At 41.4% G+C, this 15,232-nt stretch carries 14 protein-coding genes; all 14 read right to left on the bottom strand.

Annotation, left to right across the window (positions count from 1 at the left end; translation table 11 throughout):
• Window positions 1-6: 6 nt before the first annotated feature.
• The 14 genes from FAY30_RS00410 to FAY30_RS00345 all read right to left on the bottom strand — a co-directional run bounded on the left by FAY30_RS00410 (window position 7) and on the right by FAY30_RS00345 (window position 15,216).
• A complete protein-coding gene (locus FAY30_RS00410) occupies window positions 7-783 on the bottom strand; it encodes a type III pantothenate kinase (RefSeq protein ID WP_149868068.1) in 777 nt (258 codons plus the stop codon).
• Between the two features lie 108 nt (window positions 784-891).
• Window positions 892-2,847: an ATP-dependent zinc metalloprotease FtsH gene (ftsH, locus tag FAY30_RS00405; protein WP_149868067.1), complete on the bottom strand. Its 1,956-nt coding sequence runs from the start codon at window positions 2,845-2,847 to the stop codon at window positions 892-894.
• A gap of 127 nt (window positions 2,848-2,974) precedes the next feature.
• Window positions 2,975-3,526: a hypoxanthine phosphoribosyltransferase gene (gene hpt / locus FAY30_RS00400; protein WP_149868066.1), complete on the bottom strand. Its 552-nt coding sequence runs from the start codon at window positions 3,524-3,526 to the stop codon at window positions 2,975-2,977.
• 24 nt (window positions 3,527-3,550) lie between these two features.
• Window positions 3,551-4,933, bottom strand: coding sequence for a tRNA lysidine(34) synthetase TilS (tilS, locus tag FAY30_RS00395; RefSeq protein WP_149868065.1), 1,383 nt, complete (start codon window positions 4,931-4,933; stop codon window positions 3,551-3,553).
• A gap of 392 nt (window positions 4,934-5,325) precedes the next feature.
• Window positions 5,326-6,339 (bottom strand): protein kinase domain-containing protein, encoded by a 1,014-nt coding sequence (locus tag FAY30_RS00390; RefSeq protein ID WP_149868064.1) that lies wholly within the window; start codon window positions 6,337-6,339, stop codon window positions 5,326-5,328.
• Complete coding sequence (locus FAY30_RS00385; protein WP_149868063.1) at window positions 6,308-7,045, bottom strand: vWA domain-containing protein; 738 nt, start codon at window positions 7,043-7,045, stop codon at window positions 6,308-6,310. Before FAY30_RS00385 ends, FAY30_RS00390 begins: the two co-directional genes overlap by 32 nt.
• Before the next feature lie 94 nt (window positions 7,046-7,139).
• Window positions 7,140-9,608 (bottom strand): stage II sporulation protein E, encoded by a 2,469-nt coding sequence (gene spoIIE, locus FAY30_RS00380; protein ID WP_149868062.1) that lies wholly within the window; start codon window positions 9,606-9,608, stop codon window positions 7,140-7,142.
• A gap of 299 nt (window positions 9,609-9,907) precedes the next feature.
• Window positions 9,908-10,339 carry a S1 domain-containing RNA-binding protein gene (locus tag FAY30_RS00375; RefSeq protein ID WP_149868061.1) on the bottom strand — a complete coding sequence of 144 codons (432 nt, stop codon included), beginning with the start codon at window positions 10,337-10,339 and terminating at the stop codon, window positions 9,908-9,910.
• A 96-nt stretch (window positions 10,340-10,435) separates the two neighbouring features.
• A complete protein-coding gene (locus FAY30_RS00370; RefSeq protein WP_149868060.1) occupies window positions 10,436-10,819 on the bottom strand; it encodes an FtsB family cell division protein in 384 nt (127 codons plus the stop codon).
• 13 nt (window positions 10,820-10,832) lie between these two features.
• A complete protein-coding gene (gene yabQ / locus FAY30_RS00365) occupies window positions 10,833-11,465 on the bottom strand; it encodes a spore cortex biosynthesis protein YabQ (protein ID WP_149868059.1) in 633 nt (210 codons plus the stop codon).
• The gene (yabP, locus tag FAY30_RS00360) at window positions 11,462-11,764 is read right to left on the bottom strand and encodes a sporulation protein YabP (RefSeq protein ID WP_149868058.1); all 303 of its coding nucleotides are present in this window, start codon (window positions 11,762-11,764) and stop codon (window positions 11,462-11,464) included. Before yabP ends, yabQ begins: the two co-directional genes overlap by 4 nt.
• A 72-nt stretch (window positions 11,765-11,836) precedes the next feature.
• Entirely contained in the window at window positions 11,837-12,103 is a 267-nt protein-coding gene (locus FAY30_RS00355) for an RNA-binding S4 domain-containing protein (protein WP_149868057.1), read from the bottom strand.
• Between the two features lie 18 nt (window positions 12,104-12,121).
• The gene (mazG, locus tag FAY30_RS00350) at window positions 12,122-13,591 is read right to left on the bottom strand and encodes a bifunctional methyltransferase/pyrophosphohydrolase YabN (protein WP_149868056.1); all 1,470 of its coding nucleotides are present in this window, start codon (window positions 13,589-13,591) and stop codon (window positions 12,122-12,124) included.
• Between the two features lie 2 nt (window positions 13,592-13,593).
• Window positions 13,594-15,216, bottom strand: a complete 1,623-nt coding sequence (locus FAY30_RS00345) for a putative polysaccharide biosynthesis protein (protein ID WP_317845675.1) — start codon at window positions 15,214-15,216, stop codon at window positions 13,594-13,596.
• Between the last annotated feature and the right edge of the window lie 16 nt (window positions 15,217-15,232).

Raw genomic sequence — 15,232 nt, 5'->3', positions numbered from 1 at the left:
TTGTATTTATTTAGCTTCTCCCATATTACGTTTATAGATAAGCTGCAGACCCTTTAATGTTAAAAATGGATCAACGATATCAATAACCGTTGATTCCTGGGCAATTAATGGTGCAAGCCCGCCAGTGGCAATAACGGTAGGTTTTTTCTCGCTCTGTGTCAGCATCCGCTTGACGATGCCTTCAACTTGTCCAACATACCCGTAGACAATACCTGCCTGCATTGCAGCCACTGTATTTTTCCCAATAATTCCATCGGGACGGGCAATTTCAATCCGCGGCAATTTTGCTGCCCTTGAATAGAGTGCCTCGGTAGAGATCCCAATTCCCGGGGCAATCGCACCACCCAGATATTGCCGTTCTTCATTCACATAACAATACGTTGTTGCCGTTCCAAAATCGACAATAATCAATGGGCTTCCATATTCATGGATGGCAGCGACAGCGTTGACAATCCGGTCTGCCCCTACTTCTCTTGGGTTTTCATATTTAATATTCAGACCCGTTTTGACGCCTGGTCCAACGATAAGCGGTTTAAGATGGAAGTACTTTTGGCACATTCTTTCAAGAGCAAACATGATTGGCGGTACAACTGAAGAAATAATGATCCCATCAATAGCTGAAAACGAAAGTCCTGAATGGTCAAACAACGCTTTTATGCTCATGCCAATCTCATCTTCTGTGCGGTTTCGATTTGTTTCGATCCGCCAATGATATTTCAGTTCATCACCTTGATAAACACCTAAAACAATATTGGTATTCCCCACATCAAATACGAAAATCAAATCTATCACTCACTTTATCGATTTATCTTTTTTCACATGCAAACATAATACCATAAATCGTTTAGGTGTGAAAAAAAGAGTGCTTCAATAGAAGCACTCATGAACAAATTATTTATAATCAATCTCATCAGAAGGTTTATCTAGGAAGGATTCCTCTTTTTCACCTTCATCCTTTTTCGTGTTGATGTTCACTTTCACATCTTCTGTTTTCTTTGGTCCAATCTTTACGGCATCTAAATGGACAGAAGGATCTGGCATATGACCGTGCTCAACCAAATATTTAATCTGTTCCGCAACAAGCGTTTCGACCTCAAGAAGAGTTGTCGCAATGAGATTCAGCTTATCGCGATTTTCAGTAAGAATCTTTCTTGCTCTTTCATAACATTCTTTAATAATGCTCTGAATTTCAAGATCGATTTCATAGGCAATCGCATCGGAATAATTTTGCTCATTATGCAGGTCACGGCCTAAGAACACTTGACCACCTTGTGGCTGTCCGAACTGAAGCGGTCCAAGCTTATCACTCATTCCGTATTCAGTCACCATTTTCCGGGCAATGCCTGTTGCACGTTGGAAGTCATTATGTGCACCGGTACTTACTTCACCAAATACAATCTCTTCAGCGACACGGCCGCCGAGCAGACCGACAATCTTATCAAGCAGTTCAGGCTTCGTCATAAAGTAACGATCTTCCCTCGGAAGCATGACAGCATATCCGCCTGCTTGCCCGCGTGGAACGATAGTAACTTTGTGAACCATATCCGCTTCATCAAGTACCAAACCAATCACAGTATGGCCGCCCTCATGGAAGGCAACAATATTACGTTCTTTTTCAGAAATAACCCGGCTCTTTTTAGCTGGACCCGCAATGACACGATCCGTCGCTTCATCGATATCTTCCATATCAATTTTCTTTTTACTGCTTCGCGCTGCAACCAATGCAGCTTCATTCAATAAGTTTTCCAAATCGGCACCAGAGAAGCCAGGTGTCCGCATGGCAATATTCTTTAAATTTACAGTCTCATCTAATGGTTTATTACGTGCATGAACTTTTAGCACTGCCTCACGGCCAATCACATCTGGACGGTCAACGGTAATTTGACGGTCAAAACGTCCTGGACGTAATAGTGCAGGATCGAGAATATCTGCTCGGTTTGTTGCAGCAATAATGATGATTCCTTCATTTGCACCGAATCCATCCATTTCAACTAACAATTGGTTCAACGTTTGTTCACGCTCATCGTGACCTCCGCCGAGTCCGGCACCACGCTGACGGCCAACCGCGTCAATTTCATCGATAAAAATGATACATGGAGCATTTTTCTTCGCGTTTTCAAATAAATCACGGACACGGGATGCACCGACACCGACAAACATTTCAACGAAATCCGAACCGCTGATTGAGAAGAACGGAACACCTGCTTCACCGGCAGTTGCTCGTGCCAGCAAGGTTTTACCAGTCCCTGGAGGTCCTACTAACAGGACGCCCTTTGGAATCCGGGCTCCAAGCTCAGCAAATTTGCGAGGGTCTTTTAAAAATTCAACAACCTCAACTAGCTCTGCCTTTTCTTCATCAGCTCCGGCTACATCTCTAAAACGAACCTTTTTCTTATCATCGTTATAAAGCTTTGCCTTTGATTTACCAAAGTTCATCACTCGGCTTCCGCCGCCTTGAGCTTGGTTTAACAAGAAGAAAAATAAGATAAAAATAATCACGAAAGGAATAATCGAAGTAAAGAAGGTTACCCAGCCGCTTGTTTCTTTTGCCGGCATTACGTCTACTTTTGAGTCTGCCTTATCAATTCGATCAAGGATCTTTTCGCTGTTAGGTATATAGGTGATGAACTTTTTATCCTTCGCTTCCAGTTCACCGCGGACCTCATATACCCCACGTTCTGGCTGCATAGAAAATGACTTAACTTCCCCATTTTCTAATTGGGTAACAAACTTATCATATGAAATATGATCTGTAGGCTCATTGCTTCCATTGAAGAAACTAACCACGCCTATAATGACTAAAAATATCAATAAATAAAAGATGGTATTACGGAAAATCCGATTCATCTCTTACCTCCTCCCGCGGGTAAAAACTATAATAAATAGTATCATAGAAAAACTTACTAATTCAAGGAATTACTCTCATTTCCAAGGGGTTTAAAGAACCTGAATGGCACCCCCTCGATTAAAAAATTTATGATTGATTAGTGCTATAAACTTCCGGCTTTAATACCCCAATATATGGAAGGTTTCGATATTTTTCAATATAATCCAATCCATACCCGACAACAAATTCATCTGGAACAATAAAACCTACATAATCCGCTTTGATTGCGCTTTTTCTTCCTGTTGGTTTATCAAGTAAGGTAACAATTTTAATTGATTTTGCTTTGCGATAACGGAATAAATCAACTAAATAGCTAAGAGTTAAGCCGCTATCGATGATATCTTCAATAATTAATATGTCCCTTCCTTCCACAGATGTATCTAAATCCTTTAAGATTTTTACTTCTCCGGATGATACAAGAGAAGTACCATAGCTTGAAACATCCATAAAATCCATTTCTAAATAGCAATCCATGCGTTTTAATAAATCGGCCATAAAAGGCATTGCCCCTTTTAACACACCGATTGCAAGCGGGAAGCGGTCTTTATACTCTTCAGTTAACTCAGCCGCTAACACATTAATCTTTTCCTGAATTTCTTCTTCTGAAACTAATACCTTTTCAATATCCTGATTCATCATAAATTGTGCCCCCTAGGATCATTACTAACGATATGTGAGTTGTATATATTGCTTTGCAGTTGTATCTATACCTTCTAAAGAAGATTTTTTTAGTTCTGGAAGCCAAATAATCAAACCTTCTTTATCCGTAATAACAGGCCACCTGTCGCGTTCATAGACCGGAACCTTTTGATCAATAAAAATATCCTTTAATTTCTTTGACCCTTTTATTCCCTTTAATGTCATTCGATCGCCCTTTTTCCTTGAACGGATGATAATCGGCCAATGAATACGGTCTGCATTAAACAGGGCTGTATGTCGCTTATCATCAGACATATCACTTTCTAACAGTTCTATGCTAATACTCCGTCCATTTGGCAGTGTAATTGTCCCAGGCTCATATATTTCAAACCCATATGGTTCAGCTTCTTTCAGCTGAAATTGGAACGATAACTGATAATAGGAGCGAATAACCTTCAATCCATTTGGAAAATCCAATTTACATGAAGGTTCATGATGATGCAGTAAGACAAATACTTGATCGATATGTACGGCAGAAAGAGAAGCGGGCCTTTCTTTATAAAGATAGTTTAATATTAGTTGAAACCCTCTCCTTTGTAAAGGTAAAGGCATTTCAAGAAAGCTTTTAATGTCAATAGTAATATTGTCCTCTTCTCTTTTTGTCACAACATTCTTCAGCCGACTGGCCGCTAATTCCTGCAGAAAGTCTTCGTCACTTTTCAGCTCTTCGCTAAACCGCTGAAAGTGTTCATGAACATGGCGATTTTCTTTTTTTAAAAAAGGAAGAATCTGTTTTCGAAATCGGTTCCGGCTATAAACGTCCTTCGCGTTGCTTGGGTCTATTCGTGGTGTAAGATTATGCTCTTGGCAATAATGTTGAATTTCATCCTTTGTTACACATAGGAATGGCCGAATAATCGTCCCTTCATGAAATTGGCGGGTAAATGGAATCCCTGCTCTTGCCGTTCCACTGCTTCCCCTAGTCAGCCGCATGAGTATAGTTTCAATCTGATCATCACCATGGTGGGCCAGGACTAAATAAGGAAAACCGTACTTCTTCATTATTTTTAAATAAAATCCATATCGCACTTCTCTTGCAGCAATTTGTGAGCTTTTCCCGGTTTCCTTCATTATTTCTGGCACATTAACTTGTTCCATTTCAAATGGGATATCGTGCTGCTCACAAAAGCTTTTAACAAACATTGCATCAAGAAAGGATTCTTCTCCACGGAACATGTGGTCAATATGTGTGACTACAATGGCCAGGTTCCACTTTTCCCTTTTCTTTAGCAAGTAGTGGAGCAGGGCTAAAGAATCTGGCCCTCCAGACACACCAACAATCATTTTCTTATTATTAAGCTTGAATGAGTGGCGGTTAAGAAAAGACTCAACCTTTGTTTCTAACATAGGATTGCACTCTTTCTAATACAAAGTAATTTTTAAAAAACTGTCCAGCTACAGCGCCCTAGCGGCTAGTGTCCTTCGCTCTCCGCCCTACGATAAGTCAACATCGGTTCACTCCGTTCACCGTGTTTCCTTTATCTCAGTTGGAGCGCTCCACAAGGAACGCTTCGGCAGCATAGGCATCGCACGAAGGAAAAGCGTTAGCTTTTCCGAGGAGGCCATACGCCGCTGATCAAGGCGCTTTCGCTTTTCTATTTAGCTTACCACTAATCGCGATTATCTATCAAAACATAGGTGTTTCTTTTCAAGGTGAATTTTTCCATTTTCTTGCCCCATAAATGTCAAAAGAATACACCTTTCATATATACGAACCAGCACGGAAATGGTTTCAAGGTTTAAGGTAAATTATTAAAAGTATACCATGCATATAATACTCCTAGAACGACAGTAATAAACAAAAATTCCAGCCATCCTCTTTTTTTCTTCTTTTGCCGATAGGTTCGTCTGGAGATATGCTGGGCACCGTTCGTGTTTTTTGCTTGGACTGGCCTGGCGGTTTGACTCGGTGCTACGGCTGTTCGTAAAGGTGGACTAGATCCCTTATCCTCCACCATACTGTCAAATAAATCAGTTCGCATTTGCTTAGCATTTAGATAATGCCCTTGCAGTGCTTTGACGATGACCTTTTCAAACTTCAGCAGTTCTGGTTTTTGCCTAATGGCTTCCCTCAGCTGAGAAATCCCACCGCTAGTTTTAGTAAATCGGTTTGGGTAAGCGGTGTTGATGATAATCATCGCGACAGCAAATAAATCATAAGACGGTTCTGCTTTTCGGGAGCCCAAGCCCCAATAACCCCGATCATAAAACTCCGTGAATTCCTTAATTGCCCTCCCTTGAATAGTCGTGCCTCCAACATCGATACATCTTATTTTTGGCGGCGGTCCGGTTACAATTAAATTTTCCGGTTTTAAATCCCCGAATACCCAGCCATTTTCATGAAGCTGATGCAAATCATTCAACAGCTGCAAAAATAAAACACTTGTCCATGATTTCCCTTTCTCTTGTAAAAAAGAAAGGAAGTCTCGGCCTTGAATATATTCCATGACATAAAAGGAAATTCGGCCTTGGTGCCCTTGCCAATCGTCAACATCAAGTAAAGAAGGCCCGAGGGTTGGAAGCCCCTGGACCTTCGCAAAGGATTTAAGCACATTTACCTCAGAGGTGATCGACATACCATTGTCACTCATTTTCAATGCCACGTGAGTGTTTTTGTGCTTTGCAAGGTAAACCACCCCGTTTGCGCCAAATCCTAGTTCTTTTATAATTGTATAGCTATGTGAATGCCATTTCCCTATAATGATTGTCCCAGGACTTACCTTACATTGATTCTTCAAAGTATGATTCATCATCACGTGAAAGCAGGCTCCTTAATGATTGTTTTTGATTGAAGGCAGTTAAGGCTGTCCGTAATGCCGGACCAGTAGGTGTAATCCCGCCTGTAGACAGCTGCGAGAAGACACTTGTCAAAACCTGCAGCTTTGGAGTCCAATCCAGCAATTTTTCGACATCATTCTTTTTCCCGGGAAATACATAAACGGAAAATTGATTTTCTCCTGAACGGGCGTTTAAGCTTAGAGACAGATCGAGAAGTGCCTCTTTTACAGTGGGCAGCTTATGCTTCATGCTTGCACTTGTATCGACAAGAATCAACACCTCTAATTCGACAGTCTCACCTAATTCATCGACAACCTCCATGACCTCACCGCGCTGATCAGGATGCAGATCTTCCATTGTTTGTGAACGTCCTAATATCTGCTGCAGCTGGCTGTTGACCACCCCTTGAATGGTTTGGTTCATCGCTTTGCGGGTAACCATTTGCACGGTTTGCGAGAGCGCTTCCGCATAGACAATTTGACTGACACCCCCGCCTGACATCGCAATGCCATCGATTTCCGTCATTCCTTTTTCATCGATAACATCCTTTTCGATGACGCCTATCACATTCACCGTAATTCCTTGTTCCTTCGCGAGTGCAGCCATGGCAATTGGATCGTCACCTTGATTGGAACAGCCGTCGGTAATTAATAAAATTTGCCGGATTTTCCCTGTATACATAACCTTCTCCCTCCACGAAACGTATTGGTACCATTTTCGACGGGATCAGGGTGATTTATACATATTTTAAGCCTTGGCAGCGTAAAATAATCGGTTATGCTCTTTTTTTGTAGACGGGAATAGAGGCCCACTTCGGTGTATTATGTTTTATTTTTGCTACAGTAACCGTCATGTCATCCTCAATTAACCCCGATCTTGATCTGATCACATCCTCCATTATCAGGTCGGCTACCTCTTGCGGGTCATCCGTTTCTAATTCTTGCACTTTTCGTTTCATCCATAAATCATAATTTTCCACATGCTTCGGCCCTTCGAACACACCATCGCTCATCATAATTAATAAATCCCCGGCTTTTAATTGTTCACTGACAACATCAACCTCAAATTCCTGGAGGATTCCAATCGGCAAGTTGCTTGCCTGGATTTTGATCACCTTATTCCCCCTTTTGATAAAACTCGGTGTCGAGCCGATCTTTAAGAATTTAGCTGAGGCATTTTTCAAATCAATCATCGCCAAATCTAATGTAGAAAAGATTTCATCGGTCGTTCTTAGCGAGAGGATCGAATTAATCGATTTAATTGCTGTTTTTTCCTCAATTCCTGATTGCAAAATCTTTTGCAAAAGCAGCAGTGTTTCATTACTTTCATAATGAGCCCTTTCGCCATTTCCCATGCCATCACTAATCGCAATCGCATACTTGCCGAGGCCCAGTTCGATCGTGGAATAACTGTCCCCTGAAATGAGGCCGCCATCCTTGGCTGCATGGGCAACCCCTGTTTCGACCGTAAAGGCCTTTGATGATCTGAATGTCACATGACAGAACCCATGAGGGATGGTGGCACATTCCTCTTTATTCACAATAATGGTTTCCCCAAGTATATCCGATAGCATCGGTGCAATTAGCTTTTCACACTCCCCGTGGCCATTGCAGAATGGAACAGCCATCTCAATATCAACATTCCCCTGCTCAAGGCTGTAGATTTCCACCTGTTCAATATGAATGCCGAATTCCTGAATCGCCTCCATAATTTGTTCTTCCTGTTTATGATGATTTTCCCTTTCCCGTTGAATTTCTTTTGCGAAATTATCCATTACCTCGGAAACACCTAATAATTGGTCAGCGACCAGTTTCCTGGACTCACGCACCTGTTTCTTTAATTTAAGATTGGCTTGGAAAAAGGTTAGCTCCTGGCCGATGGTTTCATACACTTTTTTTGGACGGGAACAATGTTTTTCCCAGTCCCTTGTCAGCCTTAGAGAGACATTTCCATCATTTTGATCCATTTCATGAATAATTTCCTCCATGTAGGCATAGGTTGTATTAAAATTCTTTGCCCAGCATTGTTCCTTTTTAAAGCACGTTTGACACGTTCTTTCGGTGACATTGCTCATGAAATAATCCATTTCGCGCTCATCCACATCATCATCCTGCTGTGCTTCCATTTGCGAAAAGCTTTTTGATAAGGCATGAAACACATTGGAAAATTGTGAAACCCGCTGTGCCGTAACGTCTCGCATTTTGCGCATATATTTTTGCTGCTCGGCCGTGTATTCTGGTGTCCCGGGGATATATTTTGCCAGCCTGGACGTAAAAGCCTGTGGTGTTAAGAGAAATAAGAGCACCGCCGCACTTGATTCCAGCACGGTTTGTAAAAGGGAGCCTCCTCCCTCTCCATACATGCCGATCAGCAGAGTGGCAATAAATAAACCGATAGACACACCTATCTTCTTCCCTTCCTTTAGCAGGCCGCCGAGTACGCCTGAAAAAGCCAAGAGACTCATATGGTAGAAGCTTGAAACGCTTGCGAGGCTGAAAATTAACCCTGTCACAACACCAACTGTGGAGCCAACTGTTGCCCCGGCAATGAAGGAAAACACCAATACCAAATATCTCGACATAATATGTTCAATCGACAAATCATATACTTTCCAGCCAATGGTTCCAGACATGATGGAAGCAAGCATGATAATTAAGCAGACGATTTCTTCTGTTTTTAACAATTGTCTGCGTTTATTCAAGGTTAACAATGGAATACTTTGTAAAAATATAAGTGTCAGGATAAACGCCAAGCTCGCCTGAACCCCAACCATCATCAAATCATATAATGTTAATTGTCTTGAAAGGATGAAGGCTTCAGCTAATTTTCCCGCACCAAGAATGATACCGACAAAAAATGGCAGTGACCGCATTTCATTTGTCAGCCATTTTTGACTGATTCGAAAAATAACTAAAAAGCAAACGGTGACGACGAAAGTAAAAACCGCATTGGATAATGAAATGGTTGCCGCTCCGACAATCAGTCCGATCAAGGCAAGCGGTGCCCGATCCCTCTTGATGATATACACGGAAGCAAAGAAAGGGAGGCAAAATGGGGTAAGCTTTGCTAAAATTAAGGCTCGTCCAAGCAAAAAGCCCACGAATAATAAAAGGTAACCCTTCTTGATAAAAAAGGATTCCAGCATGTATTGAATTTTCCTTAATCCCTTCCCCAAATCCCATTTAGATGAATGAAGACTGACTTCTCCGACCGGCTCTATGAAACTCACGTTTGTCTTTTCCACTAAATCACACTCCCTATTCTTTCATCGTTGCCCACTATTATAAAATTAATAGAGGTAAAAGTTTGTCAAAATAGTGAACAAGCAAAAAGAATCGTTCGACGGTTTTCACTATAATCCTTCCAAACAATGTAACCATGTCGTAAAAAGGAGAAAGTAAGAAACGCGCCATCGCCCTGGTCAGCGGCGTATGGCCTGGAGCTCAAAGTCGAAACTTATAAACATAAAAAAGACAAGCCGCTTTGACTTGTCTTTCATTTATTGATATTAAGTGAAACCTGCCTGATCCAATTAGCAGCAAGTTACCCCCGTCTAGCTCCTCTTCCTCCACGCTTGGATTCCGTGTGGCGCTTTAAGGATGATAAACGATCTTCACTATCTTTTAGAAATTTTGCCATTTTCGACTCAAAGTTTTCCGGTCTAGCGTTATTACGATCGTTTGATCTGCCTTGACGAGGGCGTTGTGAGTGCGAATGTTGTTTTCTTTCCGGCTCTGGGCGATCTTTTGCCTTTTTAATGGAAAGGCCAATTTTCCCATCCTTTTCAACATTGATGACTTTTACTTCGACCTGATCGCCAACCTTTAGATGGTCATTGATATCTTTGACATAGTTATCGGCAACCTCACTAATGTGTACAAGTCCTGTTGAGCCATCCGGCAGCTCCACAAACGCTCCGAAATTTGTAATCCCTGTTACCTTTCCTTGTAACTTGCTGCCTACTTCGATTGACATAAAAAGATTGTTCCTCCTTAAAAGTATAAAAACTCAAATCTTATACTATATTATACAGAAAGGAAAAAATCAGTGTCAATAACTCACTGTATTGGATCAATTTTCCTTCTTTTCTTCCGGTATATTAAAGATAATTTCGTTTTTATCTGAGAAAAAGTACTGTTTTCTGGCTAGTTTCCCAATGTAGTCGTCATCATTTAATTTAACAATATCTTCTTTTAGCATATCCTGCTGCTTTTTTAATTCTGTGAGCTGATGGTCAAGCTTCTTCTTTTGGGCAACCTTTGCCTCGAGCTTAGTGGTCTGGGAAAGATAGCTTGATATCATCAAATACGATAGTAAGCTAGCAAAAACGAAAAATAACGATAATCGCCGTAGCAATAATTTCCTTTTTCTAGCTGAAGCAATTTCCGCATATTCCTGCTGCTCGACATAGGTTGTCTGAATTTTTGATACATTCTTTTTTCGTTCCTCGCCCAAATCCCTGCCCTCCTCACTCTTTTCGGCTTTTCCATTTTTCTAACCACTTACTAATATAATTCCTGATTTTCTTAAAATTTCCTGCCGTATTATTATATAACTTCTCGACGGTTTTTTTAATACCTTTCGGCAAGAGTTTCCAAAATAATAACAATATTGTTTTCACCGGTACAACAATAATCTTTACAACCAATAATAAAACCTTTAAAACAAATTTGACAAGGGTGAATAGTCCCCTGCCAAGTGCAAAAAGGATCGCCACGATTAACTGGATTAGACCCACAACAGGTTTATAAATCAAGAGCTGGAAGGTTCTCCTCAAAAATTTCACAGTCGTTATAACGGAGTGGATCAGCATTTCCAAGAAACGAAGGTACATCCCTTTCAGCAGGCTTTGATAGGCGGCAAACCCGCAAACAAGCGCAATAAAGATATAAAATCTTAATTCCCCATTATTCACTAAGAATAACGTATAAAAAATAATCAAAGCTTGAATGATCCAAAATAATACATCATTTAGGAAGACAATCCAAGCTTTTTGTTTGGGGCGCTTTAAAAATCTCTGATACGTATCAAACATGGCGCCAAATAACGACCCCATGCCAATCATCGAAAGCATTGTAAGAAATTGCGTGGAAAGGGTCATCGGAATAACTTGCTAAAGAAGCCTTTAGCTTTCTCCCCGTGCTGCTCATCTAAGTAGACTAGGTCAAAAATCTTGCCTTTAATCGAGACAATCCCTTTTTCGACATCAAGGTTTTTCATCGACAGGTTTTGCCCCTTGATGGCTAAAAACCCCATGGACGTTTCTAATAGGAACTCCTCGTTATCAAAGCTTTCTACCTGTTTTACACCGGTAATCTCAAGGAGCCTTCTTCCTCTCATGATGACATCATGATCCGGAACACTACTCTTTGGCGGATTGCTATCATAATATTGACTCATCCTCATCCCTCACAATCATTTGTACAACCTTTTGGTAAAATGTATGTGAAGAACGTTAAAAATAGAACAGCTTTAGTCGTTTGAGCCGAGTCTCTCTTCCTTTAAAATCGTATACATCTCCGCCGCCTCATCCTTGCGTGAGGTTTCTTGAATTCGGTCAATTCTTGCCGTCACTCTCCGCTGCCCAAGACGAAGTGTCAATTCATCTCCTACTTTCACAGTTGAGCTGGCCTTTGCCTCTTTTCCATTAATTTCGATTCTCCCCTGATCAGAAACTTCTTTTGCCAATGTTCTTCGTTTAATTAATCTCGATACCTTTAAAAACTTATCTAGACGCATAAGCGCATTCCTCCCTTTTTAAAGACCCTTTTCTTTTGCCTCATCCCAATACTTGTCGAGCTCCTCAAGTGTATGCTCTTTAAATGTCCGTCCGCTAGAGCTTACCCCTTCTTCAACGTATTGAAACCGGCGTATGAACTTTTCATTTGTTTCAAATAACGCTTCCTCAGGATGAATTTTCAAGAATCTTGCCACATTCACAAAGGCAAAGAGTAAGTCGCCAAATTCCTGCTTCGCACGGATCATTCCTGCTTCTGTTCCATCCAGCTCAAGCGTAAATTCCTCGAGCTCCTCTTTCACTTTCGCCAATGCAGGGGTAATTTCCTGCCAATCAAAGCCAACCTTTGCCGCTAATTTTTGCAGTTCAAAGGCCCGCAGTAAGTTTGGCTGTGCTTTTGAGACACCTGCTAGTAAGGATGATGGCGCTTCGCCCTTTTCCTGTTTTTTAATTTCCTGCCAGTTTTGCACGACCTCTTCGGCATTGGCTGCCTTCCCTGTTCCGAACACATGCGGATGCCGGCGAATCATTTTCTCTGACAGCACTTCAATAATGTCATCAATAGAAAAATAGCCATCATCCTCGCCAATTTGTGCATGAAGCATGACCTGTAAAAGGACATCGCCAAGTTCTTCTATTATATTATCAATATCCTCGTTGTTAATCGCCTCGATGACTTCATACGTTTCTTCTATCAAATATTTTTTCAATGATTCATGCGTTTGTTCTTTATCCCATGGACAGCCGTTAGGTCCTCTCAGTTCCGCAATGATTTCACGCAGCTTCGAGAAATTTTTCAGTAAAATTTCCTCATCCTTCACCGGCGGGACATAAACAGACGTCAGGTTATTAACCGAGACGTTTCGGTCCAACTCATACAAGGGCAGTTTTTCAATGTGCTCTTGTTTACTTCCTGCTGCCGTTACGATATGCACCAGATAATCATCTGGTAATTTCTCCATTAGAGTTAGCTTTACATTTGATGCTACGAATTGGTCGTATACCTGGCTAATAATCAAATGCTGGTCAATTTGCAGCTGAGAAGCCGCGAGTGCTGTGCCATCGAGCAACTGGAACCCTTCAACAGGGTCAATTTTTAATGAAGCAAAAAGAGGATCAAGAAAACTCTGCCCGCCGCCAATCATGATTTCTGCACCTTCGGCCGGCCCATATTCCAAAAGGAGCTGAACCGTACGCTCTGCCACAAGCGGATGCCCCGGAACCGCGTAAATGATTGGACCGCTTTGCGCCTCTACCAATAGTGTCCGCGTGATTTCCTCGTAGACCGCTTCAAACTGATCATGTTTCTCGTAGACATTGTCAAAGGATGAATAGTTCAGTCCTTCTTTTTCTAAATCTGCCACCACGGGATGTTCTTTCGTTCGTAAAAATATGCGCCCTCCGGCATGTAGTAATTTCTTATATATCCCGACTGGAAGCTGTTCTGCATCTCCTGCTCCTAAGCCAAGTATTTCAATTTTTTTATCCATGGTTACTCCTTGTCCTTTCGCGATAGTAGATGGATTAATTTGCTTCCAAATGGGAATTCACGCAGATCTTCCTCAAGAAATACGTTTCCTCTAATGATAATAACTAAAAAGAGACTGCCTCCAAGTAAAACGGCACTTAACGCCTGCAAGGCCGCCCCTAGCCGATCTGACTCCAGCATAGCAATGATTGGATTGGTTACATATAAATAACCTTTTAAAACGACAACCATCGTTATTGCTGCTGTTAGGACGATTCCTAAAATGCGATACGTAAACAGTGGAACGGCGATCATTTTTTTAAATTTAAAGACTAAGCAAAAGGTTACCAGTCCCAAAGCCATAAGCGAAGAAACAGCGGCTCCCATTGTCCCTAACAACGGAATGAACATCATGTTCAATAGATATTTCAGCGGAAATATGAGCATTACTGCTAAAGCTGGATAAAGCAGATTGCCAAGTCCCTGCATAATCGCAATAATAGTTGATATGACCGAGGTAAAAAGAACAACAAAACTTAGCACACCTAATACATCAGAACCATTTCCATTTTCAAACAGCATTATATTGGTGGGCTCAATAATCGCCCATAGGCCTGATGAGGCACCAAGTCCAATCACGATACTTACCTTAATCGCCACTTGGATTTTACGGGTAAGGTTATCCGATTTTGTGGCTAATCGCTCACGGCTTATGAGCGGAACTAGTGTTAATGCCATGGAGGCCGCAGCAACTGTTCCTAATTGGATTAACGGCTGGCCACGGTCAAAAACCCCCTTTAAGCTTTTGGCAGCCTCTCGTTCCGTGCCGCTTGAGACAAGCAAGGAGAATAGATTTAACGAATCTGCCAGCTGCATAAAGATCATCAGCATTCCGCTTAAACAAATCATCAGCCCTTGAAACGTGAGCATTTTAACGATCCGCTTCACTTCCAGAGAATTATTTTGAAAGATTCCCTTGCTTGGAGCCATACCTTTCCATTCTTTACGTTTCTGTAAAAACATAAACAGAATAAGGCTCGCAACTATACTTCCCGTAATTGAGCCAACCATCGCCCCGCCGCCGACAAAATAGAGAGAAAATCCTTTTTCCATGAAAAGAGAGGATAGAAAAATAATCGTCAAAACGCGAATGGTTTGTTCCCCTACTTGTGATAACGCTGTCGGAGTCATTTCCCCAATGGCTTGATAATATCCTCTTATGATTGAAACAAACGGAAAGATTAAAAACACAATGGAAATGACCTTAAATAAAACCGCTAATTGCGGGTCCTTCATCCAACCCGCAATGTGATCTGCACCGCCATAAAGAATGAGAAACAAAAGGAAACCGATTACTTGCAAATAAACAAAGGATACGAAAAGAAGCAGGCGGGATTTTTCATCATCCCCTTTTTCCATTTGTTCTGCATACAGCTTTGAAATCACAACCGGAAATCCCGTCGTCGACAGCACGATGGCTATCCCATAAAATGGATATACCTGTTGATAAATATAGAAACCAATATCACCAACAATATTTTGAAAAGGAATCCGGTAAAATGCACTTAAAATTTTCGTAAGTAATGCCGCAATTGTTAATATAAAAGCACCTTTAAAAAGCATAGTCGACTGATTCATGGATTTCATTCGTTCACCTACTAAC

The organism is Bacillus sp. S3, from assembly GCF_005154805.1.
In the GTDB taxonomy this organism is placed as follows: Bacteria; Bacillota; Bacilli; order Bacillales; family Cytobacillaceae; genus Neobacillus.
This window is presented reverse-complemented; position numbering and strand designations above follow the sequence as displayed.

Excerpts from the sequence above, each read along its gene's own strand:
- yabP (WP_149868058.1), bottom strand. The coding sequence starts at position 11,764 with ATGAGTCAATATTATGATAGCAATCCGCCAAAGAGTAGTGTTCCGGAT.
- yabQ (WP_149868059.1), bottom strand. The coding sequence starts at position 11,465 with ATGACCCTTTCCACGCAATTTCTTACAATGCTTTCGATGATTGGCATG.
- FAY30_RS00385 (WP_149868063.1), bottom strand. The coding sequence starts at position 7,045 with ATGTATACAGGGAAAATCCGGCAAATTTTATTAATTACCGACGGCTGT.
- FAY30_RS00390 (WP_149868064.1), bottom strand. The coding sequence starts at position 6,339 with ATGATGAATCATACTTTGAAGAATCAATGTAAGGTAAGTCCTGGGACA.
- mazG (WP_149868056.1), bottom strand. The coding sequence starts at position 13,591 with ATGGATAAAAAAATTGAAATACTTGGCTTAGGAGCAGGAGATGCAGAA.
- tilS (WP_149868065.1), bottom strand. The coding sequence starts at position 4,933 with ATGTTAGAAACAAAGGTTGAGTCTTTTCTTAACCGCCACTCATTCAAG.
- hpt (WP_149868066.1), bottom strand. The coding sequence starts at position 3,526 with ATGATGAATCAGGATATTGAAAAGGTATTAGTTTCAGAAGAAGAAATT.
- FAY30_RS00355 (WP_149868057.1), bottom strand. The coding sequence starts at position 12,103 with ATGCGTCTAGATAAGTTTTTAAAGGTATCGAGATTAATTAAACGAAGA.
- ftsH (WP_149868067.1), bottom strand. The coding sequence starts at position 2,847 with ATGAATCGGATTTTCCGTAATACCATCTTTTATTTATTGATATTTTTA.
- FAY30_RS00375 (WP_149868061.1), bottom strand. The coding sequence starts at position 10,339 with ATGTCAATCGAAGTAGGCAGCAAGTTACAAGGAAAGGTAACAGGGATT.
- FAY30_RS00345 (WP_317845675.1), bottom strand. The coding sequence starts at position 15,216 with ATGAAATCCATGAATCAGTCGACTATGCTTTTTAAAGGTGCTTTTATA.